Source organism: Acidobacteriota bacterium, assembly GCA_020349885.1.
Taxonomy (GTDB): Bacteria; Acidobacteriota.
This window is the reverse complement of the sequence record CP070701.1, coordinates 255,390-277,068: the sequence shown is the minus strand read 5'-3', so window position 1 is coordinate 277,068 and position 21,679 is coordinate 255,390. Positions and strand designations below refer to the sequence as shown.

Annotated in this window: 22 protein-coding genes; 18 read left to right on the top strand and 4 right to left on the bottom strand. The window is 62.7% G+C overall.

All coding sequences use genetic code 11. The features are described 5' to 3' along the window. Positions 1-1,090 precede the first annotated feature (1,090 nt). The 9 genes from fabZ to JSV08_01205 all read left to right on the top strand — a co-directional run bounded on the left by fabZ (position 1,091) and on the right by JSV08_01205 (position 8,674). On the top strand, positions 1,091-1,555 hold the full coding sequence (gene fabZ, locus JSV08_01245; GenBank protein UCF81078.1) for a 3-hydroxyacyl-ACP dehydratase FabZ: 465 nt from the start codon (positions 1,091-1,093) through the stop codon (positions 1,553-1,555). After that, on the top strand, positions 1,552-2,349 hold the full coding sequence (gene lpxA, locus JSV08_01240) for an acyl-ACP--UDP-N-acetylglucosamine O-acyltransferase (GenBank protein UCF81077.1): 798 nt from the start codon (positions 1,552-1,554) through the stop codon (positions 2,347-2,349). Before fabZ ends, lpxA begins: the two co-directional genes overlap by 4 nt. A gap of 3 nt (positions 2,350-2,352) precedes the next feature. Further along, the gene (locus JSV08_01235; GenBank protein ID UCF81076.1) at positions 2,353-3,297 is read left to right on the top strand and encodes a Gfo/Idh/MocA family oxidoreductase; all 945 of its coding nucleotides are present in this window, start codon (positions 2,353-2,355) and stop codon (positions 3,295-3,297) included. A 76-nt stretch (positions 3,298-3,373) separates the two neighbouring features. Continuing rightward, the gene (locus JSV08_01230; GenBank protein UCF81075.1) at positions 3,374-4,639 is read left to right on the top strand and encodes an inner membrane CreD family protein; all 1,266 of its coding nucleotides are present in this window, start codon (positions 3,374-3,376) and stop codon (positions 4,637-4,639) included. Between the two features lie 69 nt (positions 4,640-4,708). Continuing rightward, positions 4,709-5,515, top strand: coding sequence for a metallophosphoesterase (locus JSV08_01225; protein ID UCF81074.1), 807 nt, complete (start codon positions 4,709-4,711; stop codon positions 5,513-5,515). 4 nt (positions 5,516-5,519) lie between these two features. Beyond that, complete coding sequence (locus JSV08_01220; GenBank protein UCF81073.1) at positions 5,520-6,629, top strand: beta-lactamase family protein; 1,110 nt, start codon at positions 5,520-5,522, stop codon at positions 6,627-6,629. An 18-nt stretch (positions 6,630-6,647) separates the two neighbouring features. Then, complete coding sequence (locus JSV08_01215) at positions 6,648-7,493, top strand: TonB C-terminal domain-containing protein (GenBank protein UCF81072.1); 846 nt, start codon at positions 6,648-6,650, stop codon at positions 7,491-7,493. 124 nt (positions 7,494-7,617) lie between these two features. Next, positions 7,618-8,253 carry a MotA/TolQ/ExbB proton channel family protein gene (locus JSV08_01210; protein ID UCF81071.1) on the top strand — a complete coding sequence of 212 codons (636 nt, stop codon included), beginning with the start codon at positions 7,618-7,620 and terminating at the stop codon, positions 8,251-8,253. A gap of 4 nt (positions 8,254-8,257) precedes the next feature. Further along, entirely contained in the window at positions 8,258-8,674 is a 417-nt protein-coding gene (locus JSV08_01205; GenBank protein ID UCF81070.1) for a biopolymer transporter ExbD, read from the top strand. Between the two features lie 46 nt (positions 8,675-8,720). Here JSV08_01205 and JSV08_01200 read toward each other — a convergent pair whose 3' ends face one another. Continuing rightward, positions 8,721-9,983, bottom strand: a complete 1,263-nt coding sequence (locus JSV08_01200) for a hypothetical protein (protein UCF81069.1) — start codon at positions 9,981-9,983, stop codon at positions 8,721-8,723. A 135-nt stretch (positions 9,984-10,118) separates the two neighbouring features. On the opposite strand from JSV08_01200, the gene JSV08_01195 reads away from it, so the two are divergent. From JSV08_01195 to queA, 7 genes are all read left to right on the top strand, one after another. Beyond that, a complete protein-coding gene (locus tag JSV08_01195; GenBank protein UCF81068.1) occupies positions 10,119-10,604 on the top strand; it encodes a hypothetical protein in 486 nt (161 codons plus the stop codon). A gap of 105 nt (positions 10,605-10,709) precedes the next feature. Beyond that, positions 10,710-11,621, top strand: a complete 912-nt coding sequence (locus tag JSV08_01190; protein ID UCF81067.1) for a sugar kinase — start codon at positions 10,710-10,712, stop codon at positions 11,619-11,621. Between the two features lie 354 nt (positions 11,622-11,975). Then, on the top strand, positions 11,976-12,293 hold the full coding sequence (locus JSV08_01185) for a hypothetical protein (GenBank protein ID UCF81066.1): 318 nt from the start codon (positions 11,976-11,978) through the stop codon (positions 12,291-12,293). A 215-nt stretch (positions 12,294-12,508) separates the two neighbouring features. Next, positions 12,509-14,494 (top strand): acetate--CoA ligase, encoded by a 1,986-nt coding sequence (gene acs, locus JSV08_01180; GenBank protein ID UCF81065.1) that lies wholly within the window; start codon positions 12,509-12,511, stop codon positions 14,492-14,494. A 58-nt stretch (positions 14,495-14,552) separates the two neighbouring features. After that, the gene (locus JSV08_01175; protein UCF81064.1) at positions 14,553-15,893 is read left to right on the top strand and encodes a peptidoglycan DD-metalloendopeptidase family protein; all 1,341 of its coding nucleotides are present in this window, start codon (positions 14,553-14,555) and stop codon (positions 15,891-15,893) included. An 89-nt stretch (positions 15,894-15,982) separates the two neighbouring features. Further along, entirely contained in the window at positions 15,983-17,713 is a 1,731-nt protein-coding gene (locus JSV08_01170) for an NFACT family protein (GenBank protein ID UCF81063.1), read from the top strand. After that, a complete protein-coding gene (queA, locus tag JSV08_01165) occupies positions 17,713-18,753 on the top strand; it encodes a tRNA preQ1(34) S-adenosylmethionine ribosyltransferase-isomerase QueA (protein ID UCF81062.1) in 1,041 nt (346 codons plus the stop codon). Before JSV08_01170 ends, queA begins: the two co-directional genes overlap by 1 nt. Positions 18,754-18,774: 21 nt before the next feature. Here the strand turns inward: queA and JSV08_01160 are convergent, their stop codons facing one another. From JSV08_01160 to JSV08_01150, 3 genes are read right to left on the bottom strand one after another with little or no spacing between them, the layout of a single operon-like run. Beyond that, the gene (locus tag JSV08_01160; GenBank protein UCF81061.1) at positions 18,775-19,257 is read right to left on the bottom strand and encodes a hypothetical protein; all 483 of its coding nucleotides are present in this window, start codon (positions 19,255-19,257) and stop codon (positions 18,775-18,777) included. 35 nt (positions 19,258-19,292) lie between these two features. Beyond that, positions 19,293-19,961 (bottom strand): polyisoprenoid-binding protein, encoded by a 669-nt coding sequence (locus JSV08_01155; protein ID UCF81060.1) that lies wholly within the window; start codon positions 19,959-19,961, stop codon positions 19,293-19,295. Positions 19,962-20,007: 46 nt separating this feature from the next. Then, entirely contained in the window at positions 20,008-20,178 is a 171-nt protein-coding gene (locus JSV08_01150; protein UCF81807.1) for a Trm112 family protein, read from the bottom strand. 142 nt (positions 20,179-20,320) lie between these two features. Between JSV08_01150 and proC the strand changes: the two genes are divergently transcribed. Both proC and JSV08_01140 read left to right on the top strand, forming a co-directional pair. Then, positions 20,321-21,166, top strand: a complete 846-nt coding sequence (proC, locus tag JSV08_01145; protein ID UCF81059.1) for a pyrroline-5-carboxylate reductase — start codon at positions 20,321-20,323, stop codon at positions 21,164-21,166. A 40-nt stretch (positions 21,167-21,206) separates the two neighbouring features. Continuing rightward, on the top strand, positions 21,207-21,545 hold the full coding sequence (locus JSV08_01140) for a zf-TFIIB domain-containing protein (protein ID UCF81058.1): 339 nt from the start codon (positions 21,207-21,209) through the stop codon (positions 21,543-21,545). Positions 21,546-21,679 lie beyond the last annotated feature (134 nt).

The window sequence follows — 21,679 nt, the reverse complement described above, 5'->3', positions numbered from 1 at the left end:
TATTGTGCCATGGAGTTTTTGAGGCTGCAAGTGGGCGTAAGGATACCGAAAAGGACGGGCCGCTGAGGAGCACAAAAACAAGACTTTTTCGATTTCTGAGCCCGGTTTTATAGGTCAATATATTGAGTGGTTGGCCTTCTTTTTCCCGGCTCCTCCCCTCCCCCCTCTCTAGGCTGCTACTGGATTTCCCCTCCGCCTGGCAAGTGTTTCAATATTCAGGTGTAGATCGATTCCACGCTTCATTACCCAGCTGGTTCAATTTGGTTACAACAGCTACAGGGGCCACCACCGCTCTTGTGACAGGAACAATGACAGCTCGTCAACCACGTCATTACCCAGGTGAAAAGGAAGAACAACGGCAGGCCCACCAACGCCCCTATGGCAATGATGACGATGAGAAGGCCGATAAACCAGAGAAACTCACCCATTGAGCCTTACCTCCTTTCTGCTTAGAGTTTTTTCAAAAAGCTCACGCACCTTTGCTCTACAAACATTTTATTATAGGTTTGCTGCATCGCCGAGTCAATTGCCCGGAAATCGCAGAAATTTCTTCCGAGAGTGTAGAGAGACACCCCTACGGGTTTACATCACGCCGAAACCGTGCATCAGCACGCCAACACCTAAAGTAGTTTCTCATCAATTGCCCCCATTACATCAAAAATTGCATGGAACTAATGCTATTTTGAGGTTCGACTCGAGACTTAGACTACTTGGTATATGGTCAATAACGGAGGGGCTTGGCCCCCCTCAAATGCCCCTTTCAGATTCAACCATTTTTCAACCACCGACCCCACAAAAGCGCACCAACTCCCCACCACGCCACACCAGAAGGAAAATCCTTGCTTGACAGGGAGTTATGCTGTAAATTGTGTCGGTAAAAGACTTCCGAAATTGGCCTAAATCGGTTTAGGAAACCGCTGCTCTATCCGATTGAGCTACAGGCGCCCCGCGGCCTCAGTATAACAGACCCGGCCCCGCTGGAGGGAGGCGCTTCGCGCCGGCTCGAGCGGGCGGCGCTTGCCCCCGCGGGCGTATTTGTATAGAATCGAGTCTTCTCTCTGCTTGAGGGAGGCTTCCTTCGAGGTATGCGATGGCAATGGACATAGAGAAAATCCTGGAACTTATGCCGCACCGCTACCCGATGCTCCTCGTGGACCGGATCATCGAGGTCGAGTCGGAGAAGCGCATAGTGGGCCTTAAGAACGTCACGTTCAACGAGGCGTTTTTTCAGGGACATTTTCCCGACGACCCCGTCATGCCTGGCGTGATGATCCTGGAGGCCATGGCCCAGGTGGGCTGCCTGTTCATTCTCGCGGGCCTCGACGACCGCGAGGAGAAACTCGTCTATTTCGCCGGGATCGACAACGCCCGCTTCCGGCGCCCCGTCCGCCCGGGCGACCAGCTCCGCCTCGAGATCACGGCGCTCAAGATCCGATCGAAAACATGCAAGATGCGCGGCGAGGCGTACGTGGGGGATGAGCTCGCCGCCGAGGCGGAGTTCATGTCCATGCTCGTCCCCCGCAAGGGCCGGGCTGAAAAAAAAAGCCCGTCGTGAGCCGAAGCCACCCCGACACCGCCATCCATCCAACGGCCATCGTCCATCCCGAAGCCACCCTCGAGGAAGGGGTGCGCATCGGGCCCTACTGCGTCGTGGACGAAAATGTCCGCATCGGCGCCCGCACCCGGCTGGAGGCCGGCGTTCGCATCTGGCCCTTCACGACCATAGGCTCGGACTGCCACTTCTTTCCCACATCATCGATCGGCAGCGTCCCGCAGGACCTGAAGTTCCAGGGGGAAGAGAGCCGGCTCGTCATCGGCGACCGAAACGTCGTCCGCGAATTCTGCACCTTCAACCGGGGCACCAAGGGCGGCGGCGGCACCACGCGTATCGGAAACGACAATTTCTTCATGGCCTACGCGCACGTGGCGCACGACTGCCAGATCGGTGACCACACGGTTTTCGCCAACGCCGCCACGCTCGCCGGCCACGTCCTCGTGGAGGACCACGCCGTCATCGGCGCGTTCACCGGGATCCACCAGTTCTGCCGCGTCGGGAAACACGCCTTCATCGGGGGCGCGAGCGCGATTCCCCTCGACCCGCTCCCCTTCGTCCGGACCGCGGGCAACCGCGCCCGCGCCTACGGCATCAACACTATCGGGCTGGAGCGCAAGGGGTTTTCCAAGGAGGCCATCGAGAAGCTGAAGGACGCCTACCGTATTCTTTTTCACACCGGGCGGAACACCGCCCAGGCGATCGAGGCCGTCCGCGCCGACATCAAGGGGTGCGAGGAGGTCGAGTACCTCGTGCGCTTCATCGAAACGAGCGAGCGCGGCATCGTCAAGGGGTAAGACATGCTCCGCGCAGCCGTCGTCGGGGCGGGGGAGTTCGGAAAGAACCACGTCCGCGTGTATCGGGACCTCGAAGGCGTCGAGCTCGTCGGCGTCGCGGACGCGCGGCGCGAGCGCGCGGAGGAAATCGCGGGGGCGTTCGGCACCAAGGCCTTCACCGACGCGCGAGAGCTCCTCGGCAAGGTGGACGCGGTGAGCGTCGCCACGCCCACCGTGGCCCATGCCGAGGCCGCCGAGCCGTTCCTGCGGGCGGGCGTCCACGCCCTGGTGGAAAAACCGCTCGCGCCCTCGCTCGAAGAAGCCGACCGCCTCGTCCGGGCGGCGCGGGAAGGAGGGGCGGTTCTGGCGGTGGGGCACCTTGAGCGATTCAATCCCGCCGTGGAGCACCTGCTTTCCACGGTCACGTCGCCGCGCTTTGTGGAGGTGCACCGCCTGAGCGGGTTTCCGGAGCGAAGCCTCGATGTGGACGTCCTGCTCGATTTGATGACGCACGACCTGGACATCCTCCTTGCGATGGTGCAGCGCCCCGTGGCCGAGGTGCGCGCGGCGGGAGTGGCGGCGCTCACAGACAAGGTGGACATCGCGAACGCCCGGCTGGGGTTCGAGGGCGGCTGCGTGGCCAACCTGACCGCGAGCCGCATCAGCCGCGAGCGGATGCGAAAATTAAGGGTCTTCGAGCCGCGGCGCTACCTGTCCGTGGACTACGACGCGCAGGAGGTTGAAAGCTTCAGCCTCGCGCTTCGAAAGGGCGCGCGGCCCGAGGTCGTGCGCGATTCCCCCGCGATCGAGCGCGACGAGCCGCTCCGGCGCGAGCTCGAGCACTTCGTGCGCTGCGCGCAGGGAAAAGAAACTCCCCGCATTTCCGGCGAGCGGGCGCGGGACGTCATCGCGCTAATCCTTCGCATCCGGGAAGAGATCGAGGGGCGGCTGATGCAGGATGCTACATGATGTATCGCCATGCAAAGAAACAACCATACTGTGATAGAATATTCTTAAAAACGGAAGCAAAGAAAGGGTCAAACAGATGCAAAACGCGCCTGAGAAAGCACCCGTCGTCTCCGCGGTTCGCACGTTCGCCATTATCGCCATTTTCACGTTAACCACGATCGCCTGGTTCATTCTCGGGGGCTCCATCGTAGCCCGCACCGATCGAGCTGACCGCTCCCTACGCACCAAGGTCGAAGGCTTGTGGGGATCGGAACTCGAGCAGCCTGCACCCTTCGTGGAGGCGGTCACGCGGACTTCGAAGCTCGTCAAGGAGGAAAACGGAGAGGAAAAGGAAAGGATCATGGAATCGAAGCAAAACGTGCTTCCCGAACGCTCGGACGTGGAGACAGAATTCTGGGTGGATCACCGGAGGAAGGGCTTGCTGTGGTACAACACGTACCGCCTTCGATACCATGGCCGCTATGCGTTTCTCGCGCCGCCTGCCGAAGCCCACTATGCGAACGTGCGCGTGGATCTTCCCGCCGCCGAAGCGCTCTACGACGACATCGTGTTCCGTCTAAACGGAGAAGACGTGGTGCCCCGCTCCGAGGGGAATGCCCTTATCACAACTCTCACCCCGCCTTACCCAGAAGCCGTGAATTTGGAAATCGGATTCATGACCCAGGGCCTGGATCGCTGGTACTACGTGTTCGAAAAGGGTCGGATATCACGGGTGAAAGACTTTACGCTGACGCTTCTCACGCATTTCGACGGATTCGATTTTCCCGACGGCAGCCTTTCCCCGACGACCAAGGAAATCACGTCCGACGGCTGGAAGCTCGTATGGAATTTCAAGAACCTCATGGCCAACGCGCGCGTCGGCATTCAAGTGCCGCAAAAACTCAACCCCGGTCCCACCGCTTCCCGGATCACGTTCTTCGCGCCCGTGTCCCTGCTCTTTTTCTTCTTCGTGTTCTTTATGATCGCCGTCCTTCGAAAGATACCTATTCATCCCATGAACTACTTCTTCCTGGCCGCCGCCTTCTTTGCGTTCCATCTGCTCTTCGCTTACTTGGTGGACCATCTCGAGCTAAACCTATCTTTCGTGATTTCCTCCATGGTTTCGCTTTTCTTAGTTGTGTCCTATCTTCGCCTCGTAGTCGGCATGAAATTCGCGCTGATCGAGGCAGGACTGACCCAGCTAGTTTATCTGGTTTTGTTCTCTTACGCATTTTTCTGGGAAGGCTATACGGGATTGACCGTCACCATAGGCGCCGTTGTGACGCTCTTCGTGGTAATGCAGCTCACGGGAAGGGTCAACTGGGACGAGGAGTTTTCTGCCAAATCCGAGCCTTCGCCTTGAATGCGGGTTCTCAGTTTGTAGCGCACACACCCTCGGTTATTTCTGTTCCATTCCGGAGGCCGTCATAGAATGGAAAAAGAAGAGGCGCGCTCATTGAGTCTCACCAAGCGGAGGATTGATCCCAAAAGACGAAGGGCGACGCTTGCAGGCAGCGTACTGCTTGCCATGGGGCTCCTCACTCTTGTGTATGGATTCTTGATAGAGCCGAAATGGATTGCCGTGCGCGAAATCGACATCACGAACGCCCCATCCCATCGAATCGTCCATATCTCCGACATTCACTTCAAAGGAGATCGGAATTATCTCGTAAGGGTAATCGGCCGAATCAACGATCTGTCTCCGGATTTCGTTTGCATCACGGGAGACTTGGCTGAGGAAAAGAAATATCTGGATGGGGTGTTGGGAATCATCAAACAGATCCGGCAACCCGTTTTTGGCGTTCTGGGAAACCATGACCTAAGAAATAAGGCATCCCTTACAGCAATTTCCGCATGCTTCGAATCGACAGGAGGAGCGCTGGTGGGCGATCACACGGTGGTTGCCGCCACTGAGGGTGTTCTGATTTCCGGCCCATCATCAAAAGTCCCAGCGCAAGATGCGCAAGGAACCAAACGCATTGTCTTGGCGCATTTTCCAAGCACCGCGGACCGGTTTGCGCATGAATCATTCGATTTAATGCTCGCGGGTCACTCGCACGGCGGTCAGGTTCGCATTCCCCTCTGGGGCGCACTGATTGTTCCGTCCGGCACGGGAAAGTATGAAAAGGGTTACTACCAAACAAAAGGAGGTCCCCTCTACGTCAATGTGGGCATAGGAACATGGTTCATTCCGGTGCGGTTCTTCTGCAGGCCCGAGATTACTGTGATACGATTTTGAATCTATGACCTCCCGCCCTGCCCCCGCAACAGCCCTCCGCCGCGCCGTCGAGCGCTGCGTTCAAAGGAAACATTTCCCCGGCGCGGTGTATCTCGTCGCGCGCGGCGACGCGGTTCTCTCATGGGAGGCCGTCGGCCGGACGTCGCCGTTGCGCGGCCAAGGCAGGCCGATGACGCTACAAACCGTCTTCGACCTGGCGTCGCTCACGAAGCCGATTGTCACGGCGTCGCTTTTCCTGCAATTGATGGCCGAGGGCTCGTTGAGGCCCTCCGACCGGGCGGAAAAATTCTTCCCCGAACTCCGGGGGCGTTGGATAGGAAAAACAAGCCTCAAAGAGCTTCTGCTTCACGTGTCGGGGCTTCCGGCGTGGCATCCGCTTTACGTTCAGGGGCGGGGGAGACAGGCGTATCTGAGCGTGTTGAAAAGCCTCCCGCCGGCCTACCCTCCGGGGCGGAAGGTCGAGTATTCCTGCCTCGGCTACATCCTGCTCGGGTTCATCCTGGAGCGCGTCGCGGGAAAGCGGCTGGACGCGCTTTTCGGGGAAAGAATCGCGCGGCCGCTCGGCCTCCGCCGCACCCGCTTCCGGCTCCCCGCGTCGTGGAAGGCGCGCGTCGCGCCCACGGAGAGGGGCAACGCGCTCGAGAAAGCGATGGCGGGCCGCATGGGACTGAGAAGCGGCGTCCCCTGGCGCACGCGCGTCCTCCATGGCGAGTGCCACGACGGGAACACTTACCACCTGGGCGGCGTCGCGGGAAACAGCGGCCTGTTCTCGGCCGCCTGGGACCTGTACGTCATCGCGCGCTCGCTCCTCCGCCCGGACGACGGGCGCGTTGTTCCCGAACCTATGAAGCGTTTGATTTTCCGCGACGCAACGGGTAGCCTGAGGGGCGGGCGCACGTTGGGGTGGAAGACTGCGGCGGCGGCGCCGGAGGCGGAGCCTCTTTCGGAAAACGCCGTCGGGCATAACGGGTTTTCGGGCGCAAGCCTATGGATCGATTCCAGGGATCGAGGCGTTTATATACTCTTGACGAACCGCGTGCACCCGAAGGTAAAGCCGGAAGGAATACGACAGTGCCGCAGGGAGTTTCACAGGTATGCGAGCCGGCTCCACTAAGTTGAGATATATCTTGTTATGAACCGCCAATTCACGCTCCGCGACGCTCTCCTGGTCGCCGTGCTTCTGCACGCGCTCTTGTTCGTCCTCGACTGGTGGACGGAGGGACAGTTGGCCGGCATTTTTGCGAAGGCTCCGGAAAAACTGGCCGAGCAGCGCGAGCCGATGGAGTTCCGCTTCGTGGACGTTCCCGCGGAAGAGGAGCAAAAGCCGGAGCCGTCGGAAAGCCGCTTCTTCTCGGACCGCGAGCTCCGCGCCAGAAGCCCCGAGCCGCGGCCCGAGCGCAGGCAAGAGGAGCAGCCGCGCGTGACGGGCCTCAGCCCCTACGAGTACACGCTTCCCTCGCGCCCGCTTTTTCCGCGGCGCACGGTGCCTCCGGCTCCGCCCGAGCCGCCGAAGGAGGAGCCCTCACCGATGGAGCCGGAAGACGGCGAGCGCCGCACGGCGAGCCGCCAGCCCGCACTCCGCGAGCGCATCGATACGTTCCTCGAGAATCTCGTGGCCGAGGGCTACCGCAACCCCGACGGCAGCGTCTCGGCGCTCGGACACCCTACGTTCGACACCGTGGACTTCGACTTCGGCCCCTACGCGCGGCGCCTCTACTGGAAGGTGCGCTCGAACTGGCATCCCTCGCCCACCATGGCTTACCTCGGAAAAACATGGGAGGCGGTCATCGAATTCGACATCCTGGAGGACGGAACCGTCGAGAACCTGCGCGTCATACGCGAATCGGGCATCCCCTCCTACGACCGCGAGTCGCTCTACGCCATCCTGGCTTCCTATCCGCTGGAGCCGCTCCCCGACGGCTACCCTTACGACCAGGTGGGCGTGCGCTGGCACTTCTACTATCACGTGTATTATTGAGTGCCGTATGGAGTATTGCGTTCACAAATCACTCGAACCGCCCAAGGCGTTCGGCGTTAAACGTTTAGCGTCACGCGCTTTGATACTCGATACTCCATACTCTATACTCTATACTTTAAACGCCATGTTTGAGCTTTTCCAAAAAGGCGGCCTCGTGATGTACCCGCTTCTTGCGTGCTCCATCGCGGCGCTCGCCATCGTGATCGAGCGCTTTGTGAACCTGCGCGCCTCGAAGGCGCTCAGGCCCTCGGTGGCCGACACGGTGGACGGCCTCGTCGAAAGCGGCGTCTACGAGAAGGCCAAGAGCCTTTGCGAGCGCAGTCCCTCGCCCTACACGAACATCGTGGGCGCCGTGCTTGAAAACCCCACCCTCCCCCGCGAGGAGCTCAAGGAAATCGTGCTCGAAGCGAGCCGGCACGAGCTGCCCGTGCTCACGCGCTACCTGCCGACCCTCTCGACGCTCGCGAGCGTCAGCCCGCTTCTGGGGCTTCTCGGCACGGTGCTGGGCATGAGGGAAATATTCGACGTGATCGCCCACATGGGCACGGGCACGGCCTCGGCCCTCGGCGCGGGCATCTCCAAAGCGCTCATCACGACGGTGTCGGGCCTCTCGATAGCCATACCGGCGCTAATTTTCCACAACTATTTCCAAAACCACGCCGAGGCCCTGATCACGGAAATCGAGAAGCGGACGCTCCGCCTCGTGCGCGCCATTTCGGAGCGCGGCGCGGCCGGGCCCGCCGACCTCCGGGAGGATTGATCCCGTGCTCTTCGCCAGGCCCGCCCGGCACGAGCCGCGCGTGGACATCACGGCGCTCATCGACGTCGCGTTTCTTCTCATCATTTTTCTGGTGGTGACCACGACGTTTTTGCGCGAGCGCGGCCTCGACCTGGAGCTCCCGAAAGCCAAGGGCGACGCGGGCGCGCGCGAGGAGACGATTACGGTGGAGGTGACGCCCGAGGGCGTTATCTATTTCCGCGGCGAGCGTTACGAGAGCGACGCGCTGACTGCGGCGCTCGAGACCGCGCTGGAAACGTCCGCGACGCACAACGTCGTTCTAAAGGCCGACAAGCGCACGAGCCACGGCGCCGTCGTGCGCGCCATGGACGCCATCAAGGAGGCCGGCGCGTCGGGGCTGACCATCGCCGTGGAGGAAGAAAAACGGCCGGGGCCTTCCTGACGCGGCGCAGTCGACTGAGACCGGGCGCCGCGAGCGCGCCGCTTTCTTAGGACTTGAAGCGAATCTCGAGCCGCAGGTTCAGCGTCGTCTTTTTCGGGGCGCCCGAAAGCTCTATGGGGATGGTGATGGTTTGGGGATCTTCCCCGTCGGACTTAAGCTCCACCGAGATCGTCCTTTCCTCCGCTTCTTCCTCCGCTTCTTCCTGCTCTTCCTCGTCCAGCCCGAGGGACTTCGCGGCGGCCTTGTCGACGTTAAGCTTGGAGCGGTCCATGCGGACGGTGCGGTCGAACTTGGGAGAATCCTTCGCCGGAGAGGGCGCCGCGAGAATCGTCTTGTTGCCGGCGGCTCCGCCGAGAGAGAATTTGCCGACGAGGGTGGACTCGCTTTGCGCCGCGAGAGCTTCCCCTTCGGCCGCCGACTCGCCGTCTTCCGAAAACAGCGCCTCCAGGGCGCTCTCCGAATCGGCGTCGGCCGCCGCTTCCGCCTCCTCCGGGACGTCAGTCTCCTCAAGGAGCGCGTCGAGAGCAGCCAGGTCGCTCTTTTCGTCGAGGGACTGAAACTCGGCGATGCCCTCCGATTCGTCCACGCCCGCCTTGCCGAGCGCCTCCTCCTCGAACGCCGAACGCTTGAGCGCCTCGGTATAGTCCTCCATGGTGTCGAAATTCTTCTTGAGAAGGGCGTCGAGCGAGGTGAACTTGAACCAGCCCTTGAAGCGGCGCGCCTTGAGGTTTTCCGAAACGCGGCGGTGCGCCAGGCGAGCAGCCGCGCTGAACGTCTCCTCGACGCGCACGCCGGTCGCGGCGTTCGCCGAATAGAAGGGGGCGTTGAATTCGTTGAGCTCTTCGTCGAGGTCCTCCTCCGCGAGCGCCCCCGGCAGATCCACCTTGTTGAACTGCATCACGAGCGGAAAATCGTTTTCCTTGATTTCGAGCCGCGCGAGCAGGCTCTTTAAAAGCTCGAGCTGTTTGCGATTCTCGTCCAGTTTTTCCTCGTTCGCGTCGGCCACGAAGACGACGCCGTCCGCTCCCCTTAAAAGCGTCAGGGACGTGGCCGCGTTCTTGGGCTCCCCGAGCGCCGCGTAGAGATGAATGCGCGGGGCGTAAGGGCCTATGTTGTCGTAGCCCGAAGGGTGGCACTCGAAAAACAGGACGCTGTCGCCCTTGCGCTCCAGGCGCAGAAAGCGCCCCCGCTCCTCCGCGGGAAGGGCTTCATGAAGAAAGCGCAGGTTCGAGCGCTTGCCCGAAAGCTCGAGGCCGAAATAGGCGATCTTGAGGGCAATTTGCTTTTCCAGTTCGTTCACAAATGCCATACGGTTCTGCAAGTCCTCTCTTTGCCGATGCGTTGTTTACCCTATCATGGCCCGCCCGCAGGTGCAACCCGCGCCCGAAAAATCGGTGGCGGAATTGCTTGCAATTCGGCGCCGAAGGTCTTATATTGAAATAAGATGAAACGCGTTCTGTGCGCCATCGTCATAATCTGCGGTGCAGCGGGAAGCGCGCAAGGGGCGGATTCACTTGCCGAAGCGGCCGCAAAGGAACAGGCCCGGCGCGCCGAGCTCCGCAAGCAGGGGGTCGAGAGCACCGTCGTGGATAACAAGGCTCTCGAGAAATACAAAACCACCGAGCTCGTCGAGATTAATTTCTCCCCCCGCTCGGCGGCGGGGAAAGCCCGACGCCCCTCCCGCGGGCCCGCCGGAACTCCACCCCCTGTAGACATCGAGCGTTACAAGGCGGATGAGGAAGCGCGGCGGCAGTCGGAGGAGCGGGCCGAGTACCTCGAAGAGCGCCTCGGGTCGGGCAACCCTCTCACAGCCATTGGAACCTCCATTTCCGAGGGCGAGAGGGAGAGCTACGGCAGCACCTACTCGGAGCGAAGGGCGACCGCGAGGGAGTCGTCAAGCGATTCTCGGCGCCAGAGCGGTAGCCGATAGCGCCCTCCCCTTCCGCATTTTCTTCTCCCTGGCGGGAGCGTTTCCTTGTTTTGGAGGCCACGGGGATTTGCAATCTCGCGCGCCTTGCCCTAGGATGTGCGGTCTATGGAGATTCTCACGGTCGGCTCGGTTGCCTTTGACAGCATCAAAACACCCTTCGGCGAGCGCGAGCGCCTCGTTGGCGGCTCGGTGACGTATTTCTCCCTGGCGGCGTCCTACTTTGCGCCCGTGAAGCTCGTCTCCGTCGTGGGCGACGATTTCACCAAGCGCGAGGAGGCCGTCTTCGAAGGAAGGCGCATCGACCTGCTGGGCCTTGAGCGCCGCACGGGCAAGACGTTTCACTGGGCGGGCGAATACCACTACGACATGAACGAGCGGACGACGCACGCGACGGAGCTCAACGTCTTCGCCGACTTCAAGCCCCTGCTCCCCGCGGCCTACCGGGACGGCGCCGACATCGTGTTCCTGGCGAACATCGACCCGGAGGTTCAGGCAAGCGTCCTCGACCAGATCAAGCACTCCGCCGTCGTCGCATGCGACACCATGAACTTCTGGATCGAACACAAGCGCCCGGCCCTGGAGCGCATCCTCAAGCGCGTGGATATGCTCGTTATCAACGAGAGCGAGGTGCGCGAGATCGCGGACGAGCCGAACATCCTGCGTGCAGGCTCAAAAATTCTTCAAATGGGCCCGAAGCACCTCGTCGTCAAGCGCGGCGAGTACGGCGTCCTCATTCTCTCGCCGGGCTCGTTCTTCGCCCTTCCCGCGTTTCCCGTCGAGGACGTCCAGGACCCGACGGGCGCGGGCGACACGTTCGCGGGCGGCCTCTTCGGCTGCCTTGCGGAAAAGAAAAAAATCGACGAGCCGGCGCTGCGCCGGGCGGCGGTCATGGGCAGCGTCATGGCCTCGTTCTGCGTCGAGGCGTTCGGCCCCGACGCCCTCCTGCGTCTTTCGAGAGACGACATCGCCGAGCGCTTCCGCGCCTTCAAGCGCCTCACGCACTTCGAGAGGGAGTAATCTCCCGCATCCTTGCCCGTCGTCGTTCGAAAGAATTTGTTTCGCTATAAAACAATACCCACTCCTTGCTCGTACCGCTCCGGGACTTGAAGTGTCAGGCTGGCGGAAACAGCCCGATTCCAAGAATCCTCCGTTCGGCCGGAATTCACACAAGAACGTTTATATGTTACCAATACACTCTTGATCCATGTATAGAAAAGCGTATAGCCCCCAAGAAATAAGGGTTTGCCATACCCAAACACACTAATAGGACGGCGCGGGCATCTGCCCTCTCGTTTCCATGTTTCTATGTCGGGATTTTGGTCAACCCGCCCAATTTGACAAAAAAGCGAAGTTGATGTACTGTGGCGCTCTATGCGCCTATTCGTGGACCACGCCCGCCAGGCCCCCAAGGGCTGGCACGGCACGAAAAGCGTCGCAACGGCCGTGAACCTGCTCAACTCTCCAGGCCCGGAGAACCGGGTCGAGGCGCTCTCCATACCCCACCGGCTCAGCGCCGTCGAGTCCCCGCTGAACCTCGTCGACTGGATGATCCAGAACAAGGTCTGCCCGCCGAAGGTGTACATCCATTCCAAGGTCGAAGGGAGTGCGCCGACGGAGATGGCGCGCAGGCTCAAGTACGCGTTTCCCGACCGGGAGATTTTCGAGGAAGAGCCGCCGGAGGCGGAGTAGGGAGAGAGCCGCAAGCAACACTGCCTGGGAAAACCGCCTCGTCGGCGTCCATAATCCGCCCCGTTTATGCTATCATATCCATTGACAAGATTGGCCTCGTCCACCGCAGCCCTCCTTAAGCTCGAAGAGCATCGGAGAACGTAGGGTGGACACGCCTCGTACGAACAACTATACTTGTCCACTCTCCTAAGCTCAAAACACAAGAGAGTATCTTTATGATCCAGGACAAAACCGCCCTCTCGACCGACTCGCTTCTTCAAGAGACGCGAACCTTTCCTCCCTCGGGGGAAGTCGTCAAGCGGGCCCACCTCGACGCCGAGGCCTACGAGGCCATGTACGAGCGCTCCGTCGAGGAGCCGGAAAAATTCTGGCTCGAGCAGGCCGGAACGCTCGACTGGATAAAGAAACCGACGGTCGCCCGCAAATACACGTGGGACACGAAGGTCCGCAAGATTGAGCACACCTGGTTCGAGGACGGCGAGCTGAACGTTTCCGCGAACTGTCTCGACCGGCATCTTTCCACGAAGCTCCGGACGAAGCCGGCCATCGTCTGGCAGGGCGAGGCGGACGAAGAGTCGCGCACCCTGACGTACGAGGAGCTGCACCGCGAGGTCTCGAAGTTCGCCAACGTGCTCAAGGCGCACGGCGTCAAGAAGGGCGACCGCGTCTGCGTGTACATGCCAATGGTGCCGGAGCTTCCGGTGGCTCTCCTTGCGTGCGCGCGCATCGGCGCCATTCACTCGGTGGTCTTCGGCGGCTTCAGCGCCGAGTCCCTGGCCGACCGCATCAACGACTCCTCGTGCAAGATGCTCGTCACGGCCAACGTCTCGCTGCGGGGCGGGAAGAAAATTTCCCTCAAAGGCATCGCGGACGAAGCCCTCGAAAAAACCTCTTCCATCGAAAGCGTCATCGTCCTCAAACGCACGGACGATGCATGCACGATGAAGGAAGGGCGCGACGTCTGGTACCACGAGGAGATGGAAAAAGCCTCTTCGGACTGCCCCGCCGAGCCGACGGGGGCCGAGGATCCTCTTTTCATCCTCTACACGTCCGGCTCGACCGGCAAGCCCAAGGGCGTCGTGCACACGACCGCCGGTTATCTCCTCCACGCCGCCCTTACGCACAAGTATATTTTCGACATCCACGAGGACGACATCTACTGGTGTACGGCGGACATCGGCTGGGTCACGGGGCACACCTACATCGTCTACGGCCCCCTGGCGAACGGCGCGACGAGCCTCATGTTCGAGGGCATTCCCACGTATCCCGATCCGGGACGCTTCTGGCAGGTCGTCGAGAAGTACAAGGTCACGGCGTTCTACACAGCGCCCACGGCCATCCGCGCGCTCATCCGGTCGGGCGACGAGTGGCCGGAGAAGTACGACATGAGCTCCCTGCGCGTCCTCGGCACGGTCGGCGAGCCCATCAACCCCGAGACCTGGATGTGGTACTACACCGCGATCGGAAAGGGGCGCTGCCCCGTCGTGGACACCTGGTGGCAGACGGAGACGGGAGGCGTCCTCATCACGCCGCTTCCGGGCGCGCACGTCTTGAAGCCGGGAAGCGCCTCGCGGTCCTTCTTCGGCGTCGAGCCCATCGTCCTGCGCGACGACGGCACGGAGTGCGACGTGAACGAAGGCGGCAAACTCTGCATCAAGAAACCCTGGCCCGGCATGATGCGCACCATGTGGGGCGACCACGGGCGCTTCATCGACACGTATTTCACGCTGTTCGAAAACGTCTATTTCACGGGCGACGGCTGCCGCCTCGACGAGGAGGGCGACTACTGGCTCATGGGCCGCGTGGACGACGTCATCAACATCTCGGGCCATCGCATCGGCACCGCCGAGGTCGAAAGCGCGCTCGTGAGCCACGCGAAGGTCTCGGAGGCCGCCGTCGTGCCCATGCCGCACGACATCAAGGGACAGGCCATCTACGCCTACGTCACCCCCGTCGAGGGCGTCGACGGGAACGAGGAGCTGCGAAAAGAGCTCGTGGCCCACGTCCGCAAGGAAATCGGCCCCATCGCCGCGCCCGATAAGATTCAATTCGCCTCCGCGCTCCCGAAGACGCGCTCCGGAAAAATCATGCGCCGCATCCTGAGAAAAATCGCCGAGAACGCCGTGGGGCAGATCGGCGACACGACCACCCTGGCCGACCCCGCCGTCGTGGACGAGCTGGTCAAGGGGAGGCCAAGATAGGCCGGCGATTTCCGGAGTGAAAAAACGAATGGGCCGTAGGCGTTCGGGTGGCAGGCGGATGAGGCAGGTTCGCCGTTTCTTCGCCACGCGGCACAACTTCTACACTCTGAGCGCCCTGTGCCTCGCGATGCTGCTGCTCGCGCTCCCCGAGGAGAGCTGGGAGGAGGAGTGGCCGACCGAGGAGATGCCCGCTCCCCTCCTCCTTGAGGAGGACCTCGCTCCCCGGACGCTCGTTTCGGAGTGGCGCGAATCGCGCGTGCCCCGCCGCTCGACGTTCGAATCGATTATGCGGGGCTACGGACTCGACCGCGCCGCGGTGGCCGAGACCGTCGCGGCGTCCCGCGGCGTCTACGACCTGCGGCGGCTGCGCGCGGGAGCCGCCCAGCGCGCCGGCCTGGACGAGGAAGGCGCCCTCGTCGAGTGGCACTACAAAGTCGACCCCGAGCGCACGCTGCGCCTCCGCTGGGGAGAGACGATCGAGGCGGCGCTCGAGGTCGAGCCTTTCGAATGGGAGGTGCAGGCGTTCTCGGGCACCATCGAGCGCTCGCTTTACGACGCGCTCGCTCACATCCACCGCAGCCTCGCGGCGCGCGTCGCGCAGGTGTTCCAATGGGAGGTCGATTTCTATTACGACCTCCGCCCGGGCGACACCTTCCAAATCCTCTACGAGGCGGCCCGGCCGCCCGCGAACGCGTTCGGAGTCTCGACGGCGCCCACCCTGGGCCGCGTGCTCGCGGCGCGCCTCACGCTCTCGGGGAAGACGCACGAAGCGCTCTTCTTTCGCGCGGAAGGGGGTGCGGGCTACTACGACGAGGAGGGGCGCTCGCTTCGGCGGCAATTCCTGAAAATGCCCGTTTCCTACGGCCGCCTGAGCTCGGGCTTCAGCAGCCGCCGCTTCCATCCCATCCTCAAGAAATACCGTCCGCACTACGGCGTGGACTACGCCGCCCCGCGCGGAACGCCCGTCCATGCCACGGCCGACGGCACGGTGGTCGAGCGGGCGCGGAAGTCCGCAGAGGGCAACTACGTCCACCTGCGGCACGCGAACCGCTACGAAACGTTCTACCTTCACCTGTCGCGCTTTGCGAGAGGAATCCGCCCCGGCGCGCGCGTCAAGCAGGGGCAAACCATCGGCACCGTGGGAACGACGGGACTTTCCACCGGCCCCCACGCCCACTATGGCATGAAACAGAACGGCAAGTGGCTCAATCCGCGCCGCATCGTGCTTCCGCCCGCCCCGCCCATCTCCGAAGAGGCGAGGCCCGAGTTCGAATCCACGCGGGCGCTGCTCGCCTCGGCGCTGGACAAGGCGGCCTCGCAGGCGGGCGTCCCCGTCCGGGCCGAGCTCAGCCCGGAGCACCCTTTCGTCAAAGAGCTGGCCGCGGAAAAGGAGCGTTAGGGCGCTCGCCCGGCCTTTGGGGGAGGGGGAGGCGGTTTGCGGCCACGCCGCGTTGGTAGTTTAATAGCCTGTCCGCCCAACCGGCGGAAATGACGGCGGCGCATCGCGCCCGACATGCCATGGACTGGATATGCCTCTACGCCTCGGGACGGCACCTTGAGCGCCTTTTCAAGGGCTGCATGTTAGAGAAAGCGTACTCGCTCGGGCCGCGCGAATACTTCTTTTCGTTTCGGCGCGTGAAGCGGGGGCTGCGCGTCGTCCTCGACCCCAAAGAGCCCCACGTCTACGCGTGCGAAAAGCCGGACGTACCCGACGCGCCCGGGGCCTTCGCCATGCTTTTGCGGAAGCAATTCGAGCGCGGCAAGCTCAAGCGCGTACGGCAGCCGCCCGGCGAGCGCGTTCTCTTCCTGGACTTCGACCCTGGCGTCCTGGCCCTGGAGCTTCTGCCGCGCACGCCCAACGCCGCCGCCGTGTGGGACGGATTCATCATGGGAAGCCATGCGCCTGTCGAGCGCCCCAAGGGGACGCTTCTTCCCCCGGGCTCCGCGTACAAGCCGCCTCCGGGGCGCGGCCACAAGAATTTCCTCGCCCTCACCGAAGCGGAGCTGGACGCCGCCCTCGGCGGGGCGCCGGAAAGCGAAGAGCCCGGCCAGGCGCTGCGCAAAGCCTTTCCGCACCTGCCCCGCTGGTTCTGCCGCGAATTCGCCTTCCGCGCCGAAAAAACGCAAGGCTCCTCCTGGAGCGCCGCGTCGAGTCTACTTGAAGAGTTGCGCGGCGACCGGGAGGGCGGCTGGCTCTACGCGCCGCATTCCCTGGACGAGCCCGCGGGGACCGTCCGGCGCAAAAGCGACCTCGTCCTGAGCCCATTCCCGCTCACCGCCCTTTCCTCCGGGTGGAAGGAGCATGCATGGGAGTCCTTCTCGGAGGCTGTCGCGGCCTATACGGAGGCGCTCCGGCGGTCGGGTTTTCTCGACTCGCCCGCCGCAAGCGCCCTAAGAAAAATCCGGCGTGAAGAGCAGCGCCTGGAGCGGACATTACAGAAGGTGCGCGAGGAAGAAAGGCAAAGCCGGGAGGCGTGGAGGCTGCGGCGGTGGGGCGAGCTCATTCTCATCAACCTGTCCGCGCCCGACGTCCGCGAAGATTCTCTCCACGTGCGGGACATTTACGAGGATCCGCCCGCGCCCGCGGCCATTCCGCTCGATGCGTCAAAGAACCTTCAAGAGAACGCCAAGCGCTACTTCAGGCGCGCCGCCCGCCTGGAAAGGGCCCTTCCCAAGATCGAGCGAAGGATGCGGGAGCTCGAGCGGGCGCTGGACGCGGCGCGGGAGCGCCGCGTCCATATCGAAGCGCACCCGGAAGAAATTTCCAGCGGCGAGGAAGAGAAGCGCGCGGCGCCCGCCGCGAAGGCCGGGCGGGCGCAGAAAAAGCCCTCGCTCCGCGGCATCCGCACGTTCCGCTCGAGTGACGGCTTCGCGCTCTACGTCGGCAAGGACGCCCGCGCAAACGAGCGCCTCACGTTCCGCGTCGCGCGCCCCCACGACCTCTGGCTCCACGCGCACGGCTACGGGGGAAGCCACGTGGTCGTCGTCAACCCCCGCCGGGGAGAGCCGGTGCCGGAGCGCAGCGTCGAAGAGGCGGCGCAGCTCGCCGCCTACTTCAGCAAGGGGCGCCCCAACGCGCGCCTCGACGTCGCCGTCACCGAGCGCCGCCACGTCCGCCGCGCCAGGGGCGCGCCCGCGGGCCAGGTGGTTTTGAAAAAATTCCGCACCCTCCGCGTCCAGCCCAAAGCGGGCGTGGAGGAAGAGGGCCGGAAGAAGTAATGTCCCACCTCCTCTCGGACTACGATTACGCGCTCCCAGAGGAACGCATCGCGCACTACCCGGCCGGGCGGCGCGACGCCTCGCGCCTCATGGTCATTCACCGCGAGAGCGGGGAGCTGGAATCGAAAAATTTTCCCGATTTCATCCAATACCTCCGCCCGAACGACGTGCTAGTGCTGAACACCACCGCGGTCTTCCGCGCGCGCCTCCGGGGGCGCCGCCGCACGGGCGGCAAGGTGGAGGTATTTCTCCTCGAAGAGCAAAGAAAAAATTTCTGGCGGACGCTCACGTTCTCGGGGCGGCCGCTGCGCCCCGGGGTCGAGCTCGTCTTCGACGAGACGAAGATGTGGGCGCGCGTGGAGGAGATTCAGAGCGACGGCTCGCGCCTCGTCTCCTTCCACGACGCGGACGACGTCCGCGGCGAGCTTCCGCGCATCGGGCACGTGCCCATCCCGCCGTATCTTCGGCGCGAGGACGAGCCGCTGGACGCGGAGCGCTACCAGACCGTGTACGCCGCGGAAGAAGGCTCCGTGGCCGCGCCCACGGCGGGGCTCCACTTCACGGAGGAAATTCTCGAGAAAATCGAGGCCGCCGGGGTGCGCCTCCTGCGCGGGACGCTCCACGTTGGCCGCGCTACGTTCGCGCCCATCAACGTCGAGGACGTCCGCCGGCACGCGATGGAAGAGGAGGCGTACGTGCTCCCGGAGGAGACGTCCCGAATCATCCGCGACGCGAAGGAACGAGGCGGCCGCGTCGTCGCGGTGGGCACGACATCGGTGCGGATGCTCGAATCATGGGCGCGCACCCGCGCCCTTGCGGGCAAAACATCGCTCTTCGTTTACCCGCCGTTCGATTTTAAAACCGTGGACGTTCTGCTGACGAATTTCCATCTCCCGAAATCCTCGCTCCTCCTTCTGGTGAGCGCGTTCGCGCAGCCGGGCGGAACGGAAGGGAAAAAACTCGTGCTGCGCGCCTACGGGAAGGCGCTCGAGGAAGATTTTCGATTCTACTCCTACGGCGACGCCTGCCTGTTTTTATAGGGCCGGGCGCGCAGGCTTTTTCTACTTCTTCTCCGCCTCGTCCCGCTTGGCCTTGACCGACTCGTAAGCGCTCTGGATTTCCTTGACCAGAGCGATCATTTTCCGTGCCTCTTCGACGCTGAGCGTCTGCTTGCACTTGTAGGCCTGCTTGTCGGCGGCATGGAGGGCCTCCAAGAGGCTCTTCCCGCCCACCTTGGTTTCCGCAAGCTCCGCGGGGCCGAAGTACTCGAACGCGAAGAGCCGAATTTGCCTCTGCGCGCGCGTGCCCCACTCCTCGTTCTTGGAGGCCGCCCGCGCCTGGAACAGAGCGCCTTTTTCCGCCTGGGCCTTCTTCGCAAGCGCTTCGAGTGTCTCGGCGGAGTAGACCAGGTCGTGGAACTCGTGGTCCCAATCGTAGTAGCCGCACGGGAGGCTGCAGTGCGCCCACGCGAACTGCGCGGCCAGCACACCGAGAACGAGCACCACCACCCATGCCATGCCGGAACCCCACATTTCATTTATCATGTGCAAACCTCCTTTGTCGTGTCAGTTTCGTAAATTTATTTTCTCTGGATGGGGTGCTCCATACCTCCTTTTTGCGATTTCCCTCCCCCTGGAAGCGGCTTCCACCCCTGCATGATGGCCTCGATCTCGATGGAAATCTTGACGGTCTCGCCCAGGACGAGGCCCCCCGCGTCGAGCACCTTGTTCCAGACGATGCCGTAATCCTTGCGGTTGAGCTCCGCGGAGGCGCTGAAGCCCGCGCGCGGCGGTTTGTCGGGGGAGAGGGCCATCCTGCCGAAGTACTCGACATCCAGCGTCACTTCCTTCGTGACGCCATGCATCATCAGCTCGCCCGTGACCTTGAAGGTGTTGTCCGCGCCCTTGGCCACCTTCTTGCTGGCGAACCTCATGACGGGATACTTCTCGACGTGGAAAAAATCCTCGGTGCGCAGGTGGTTGTCGCGGTCTTCGTTGTTCGTGTCAATGCTCGCCACCTGGATGGTCGCCTCGACGCCGGAGTTCACGATGTTTTCCTCGTCGAGCATGATGGTGCCCTTGAAGTCGGTGAACACGCCCGTCGTGTAGCTTGCGAGATGGCGGACCTTGAAGCCCACCGAGGAGTGGACGGGATCGATGTCGTACCTGTCCGCGGCATGCGCGGACGCGCCGACGGCGACTCCCAGGGCGAGCGCCAAAAACAAGTTTCTCGTCAATTTCCTGCTCATCGTTCGTTTCCTCCTTGCGTGCGGGTCAACAGTTGCGGCCGGAAAATTATTCCTCGACGGTGGCCTCGTCCACCAGCATGATGGGGATGTCGTCCTCGATCCGGTAGACGCGCTTGCAGGTGCGGCATTTGAGGGCGGCGCCGTCTTTAATTAAATCAAGCTCCCCCTTGTCGGCGGGGCAGACGAGAATTTCCAGAAGATCGGGACTCAGGGCCATCATGCAACCTCAGTGCTCATCGTAGTCAACCGCGGTGCCGGAAGTCAAGCGCGTTACTCAATATACGCCCCGGCGGGCTTTTTGTTCCCCGCCCGTCCGGGCGGTTTGTGTCGGGGGAAAAACAAGGGTAAGATAGTCGTCTATGACTGCGAAGCTGAAGAAAATTTTTCCGGTCGGCGTCATCGGAGCGGGAGAGCTCGGGTCGGCCTTCGTCCGGGGCCTCCTTTGGAGCCGGCTCTACAACCCCGAGGATTTCATAGCCTCCAACCCCCCCGACAGGCCGGCGCTGCGCAGGCTCGTGCGCGAGCTCGGCATCACCGGGGCGGCGGACAACCGCGAAGTGATCCGCCGAAGCCGCATCGTGCTCATTTCGGTCTGGCAGAAGAGCCTCGAGGCGGTGCTCGGCGAGATCCGCAACGAGCTCCGCTCCTCGCACATCCTGGTTTCCCCCATGGCGGGGATCCCGACGTTCGTCATCGAGCGCTTACTCAAAAAGCGCGTTCCCGTGGTGCGGTGCATGCCGAACATCTGCTGCATGGTCGGGGAAGGCGTCACGGCGCTCTGCGGCGGGCGTTACGCGTCGCGCGAGCACGTGCGGCGCGTGGAGAAGCTGTGGGCCGCCATGGGAAAGACGCACCGGGTCAAAGAGTCGCAGCTCAACCTGATCACGGCGATCAGCGGATGCGGCCCGGCCTACACGGCGCTCTTCGCGCACGCGCTCCGGGACGCGGGCGTCCGCCTGGGGCTCTCGAAGGCCCTGGCATCAGAGCTTTCGCTGGCGACGGTTTCGGGCTCGGCGCGCATGCTCGAGCTGAACGGCGAGGACCCCCTCGCCTTCGCCAGGCACGTCATCACCCCGGGCGGCACGACCGAGGAAGGCGTCAAGGTGCTCAAGAAGCGGCGCTTCCACGAGACCGTCACGGGCGCCACGCGCGCCGGCGCACGCAGGGCCGCCCGCATCGGGAAGGCGCACGCGAAGAAACGGTGACCGGGCCGCCCCGCTATACTTCCCTCCTGGAGAAACCCCCATGACCACTTTCGAAGATATCGGCAAGTCGAAGGAGGCGCAGTGGTTCAACGCGCACGAGCGGGAGCTTCTGAAGAAGGCCCGCGAGCGCAAGCAGGGCGAGCTGCGCAAGAAACAGGAAACCGAAGAGGCCGCGGAGCGCGAAAAGCTGAAGGCCCAGCACTGGCTGCGGTGCCCCAAGTGCGGCCACGAGATGGAGGAGAAGACGCTCGAAAGCATCCTGGTGGACGAGTGCGGCTTCTGCGGCGGCGTCTATTTCGACGCGGGCGAGCTCGAACAACTATTTTCCAAGAAGATCGACGATAGCCGGGGCTTCTTCAAGCGCCTCCTCGGCGCCTAGTGGAGCTCGTGCAGGCAGCCGCGCTTGGGGGCGCGTCAAAGGGAATGCAGTAAGAGCAGAGGGTGGGCATGGTGCAAGATCCTTCCCCTTCCTTATCACTGACAACTAACCCCTAAACCCTTGGGGCCCCCGAA

What these genes read in the sequence shown, in the direction of transcription:
- JSV08_01230 (UCF81075.1), top strand. Translation starts at nt 3,374, where the DNA reads ATGCAAAACGCGCCTGAGAAAGCACCCGTCGTCTCCGCGGTTCGCACG.
- queA (UCF81062.1), top strand. Translation starts at nt 17,713, where the DNA reads ATGTCCCACCTCCTCTCGGACTACGATTACGCGCTCCCAGAGGAACGC.
- JSV08_01235 (UCF81076.1), top strand. Translation starts at nt 2,353, where the DNA reads ATGCTCCGCGCAGCCGTCGTCGGGGCGGGGGAGTTCGGAAAGAACCAC.
- proC (UCF81059.1), top strand. Translation starts at nt 20,321, where the DNA reads ATGACTGCGAAGCTGAAGAAAATTTTTCCGGTCGGCGTCATCGGAGCG.
- JSV08_01155 (UCF81060.1), bottom strand. Translation starts at nt 19,961, where the DNA reads ATGAGCAGGAAATTGACGAGAAACTTGTTTTTGGCGCTCGCCCTGGGA.
- JSV08_01170 (UCF81063.1), top strand. Translation starts at nt 15,983, where the DNA reads ATGACGGCGGCGCATCGCGCCCGACATGCCATGGACTGGATATGCCTC.
- JSV08_01220 (UCF81073.1), top strand. Translation starts at nt 5,520, where the DNA reads ATGACCTCCCGCCCTGCCCCCGCAACAGCCCTCCGCCGCGCCGTCGAG.
- JSV08_01185 (UCF81066.1), top strand. Translation starts at nt 11,976, where the DNA reads ATGCGCCTATTCGTGGACCACGCCCGCCAGGCCCCCAAGGGCTGGCAC.
- JSV08_01160 (UCF81061.1), bottom strand. Translation starts at nt 19,257, where the DNA reads ATGATAAATGAAATGTGGGGTTCCGGCATGGCATGGGTGGTGGTGCTC.
- JSV08_01150 (UCF81807.1), bottom strand. Translation starts at nt 20,178, where the DNA reads ATGGCCCTGAGTCCCGATCTTCTGGAAATTCTCGTCTGCCCCGCCGAC.
- JSV08_01190 (UCF81067.1), top strand. Translation starts at nt 10,710, where the DNA reads ATGGAGATTCTCACGGTCGGCTCGGTTGCCTTTGACAGCATCAAAACA.
- JSV08_01225 (UCF81074.1), top strand. Translation starts at nt 4,709, where the DNA reads ATGGAAAAAGAAGAGGCGCGCTCATTGAGTCTCACCAAGCGGAGGATT.
- JSV08_01215 (UCF81072.1), top strand. Translation starts at nt 6,648, where the DNA reads ATGAACCGCCAATTCACGCTCCGCGACGCTCTCCTGGTCGCCGTGCTT.
- JSV08_01175 (UCF81064.1), top strand. Translation starts at nt 14,553, where the DNA reads ATGAGGCAGGTTCGCCGTTTCTTCGCCACGCGGCACAACTTCTACACT.
- acs (UCF81065.1), top strand. Translation starts at nt 12,509, where the DNA reads ATGATCCAGGACAAAACCGCCCTCTCGACCGACTCGCTTCTTCAAGAG.
- JSV08_01195 (UCF81068.1), top strand. Translation starts at nt 10,119, where the DNA reads ATGAAACGCGTTCTGTGCGCCATCGTCATAATCTGCGGTGCAGCGGGA.
- JSV08_01140 (UCF81058.1), top strand. Translation starts at nt 21,207, where the DNA reads ATGACCACTTTCGAAGATATCGGCAAGTCGAAGGAGGCGCAGTGGTTC.
- JSV08_01200 (UCF81069.1), bottom strand. Translation starts at nt 9,983, where the DNA reads ATGGCATTTGTGAACGAACTGGAAAAGCAAATTGCCCTCAAGATCGCC.
- JSV08_01210 (UCF81071.1), top strand. Translation starts at nt 7,618, where the DNA reads ATGTTTGAGCTTTTCCAAAAAGGCGGCCTCGTGATGTACCCGCTTCTT.
- fabZ (UCF81078.1), top strand. Translation starts at nt 1,091, where the DNA reads ATGGCAATGGACATAGAGAAAATCCTGGAACTTATGCCGCACCGCTAC.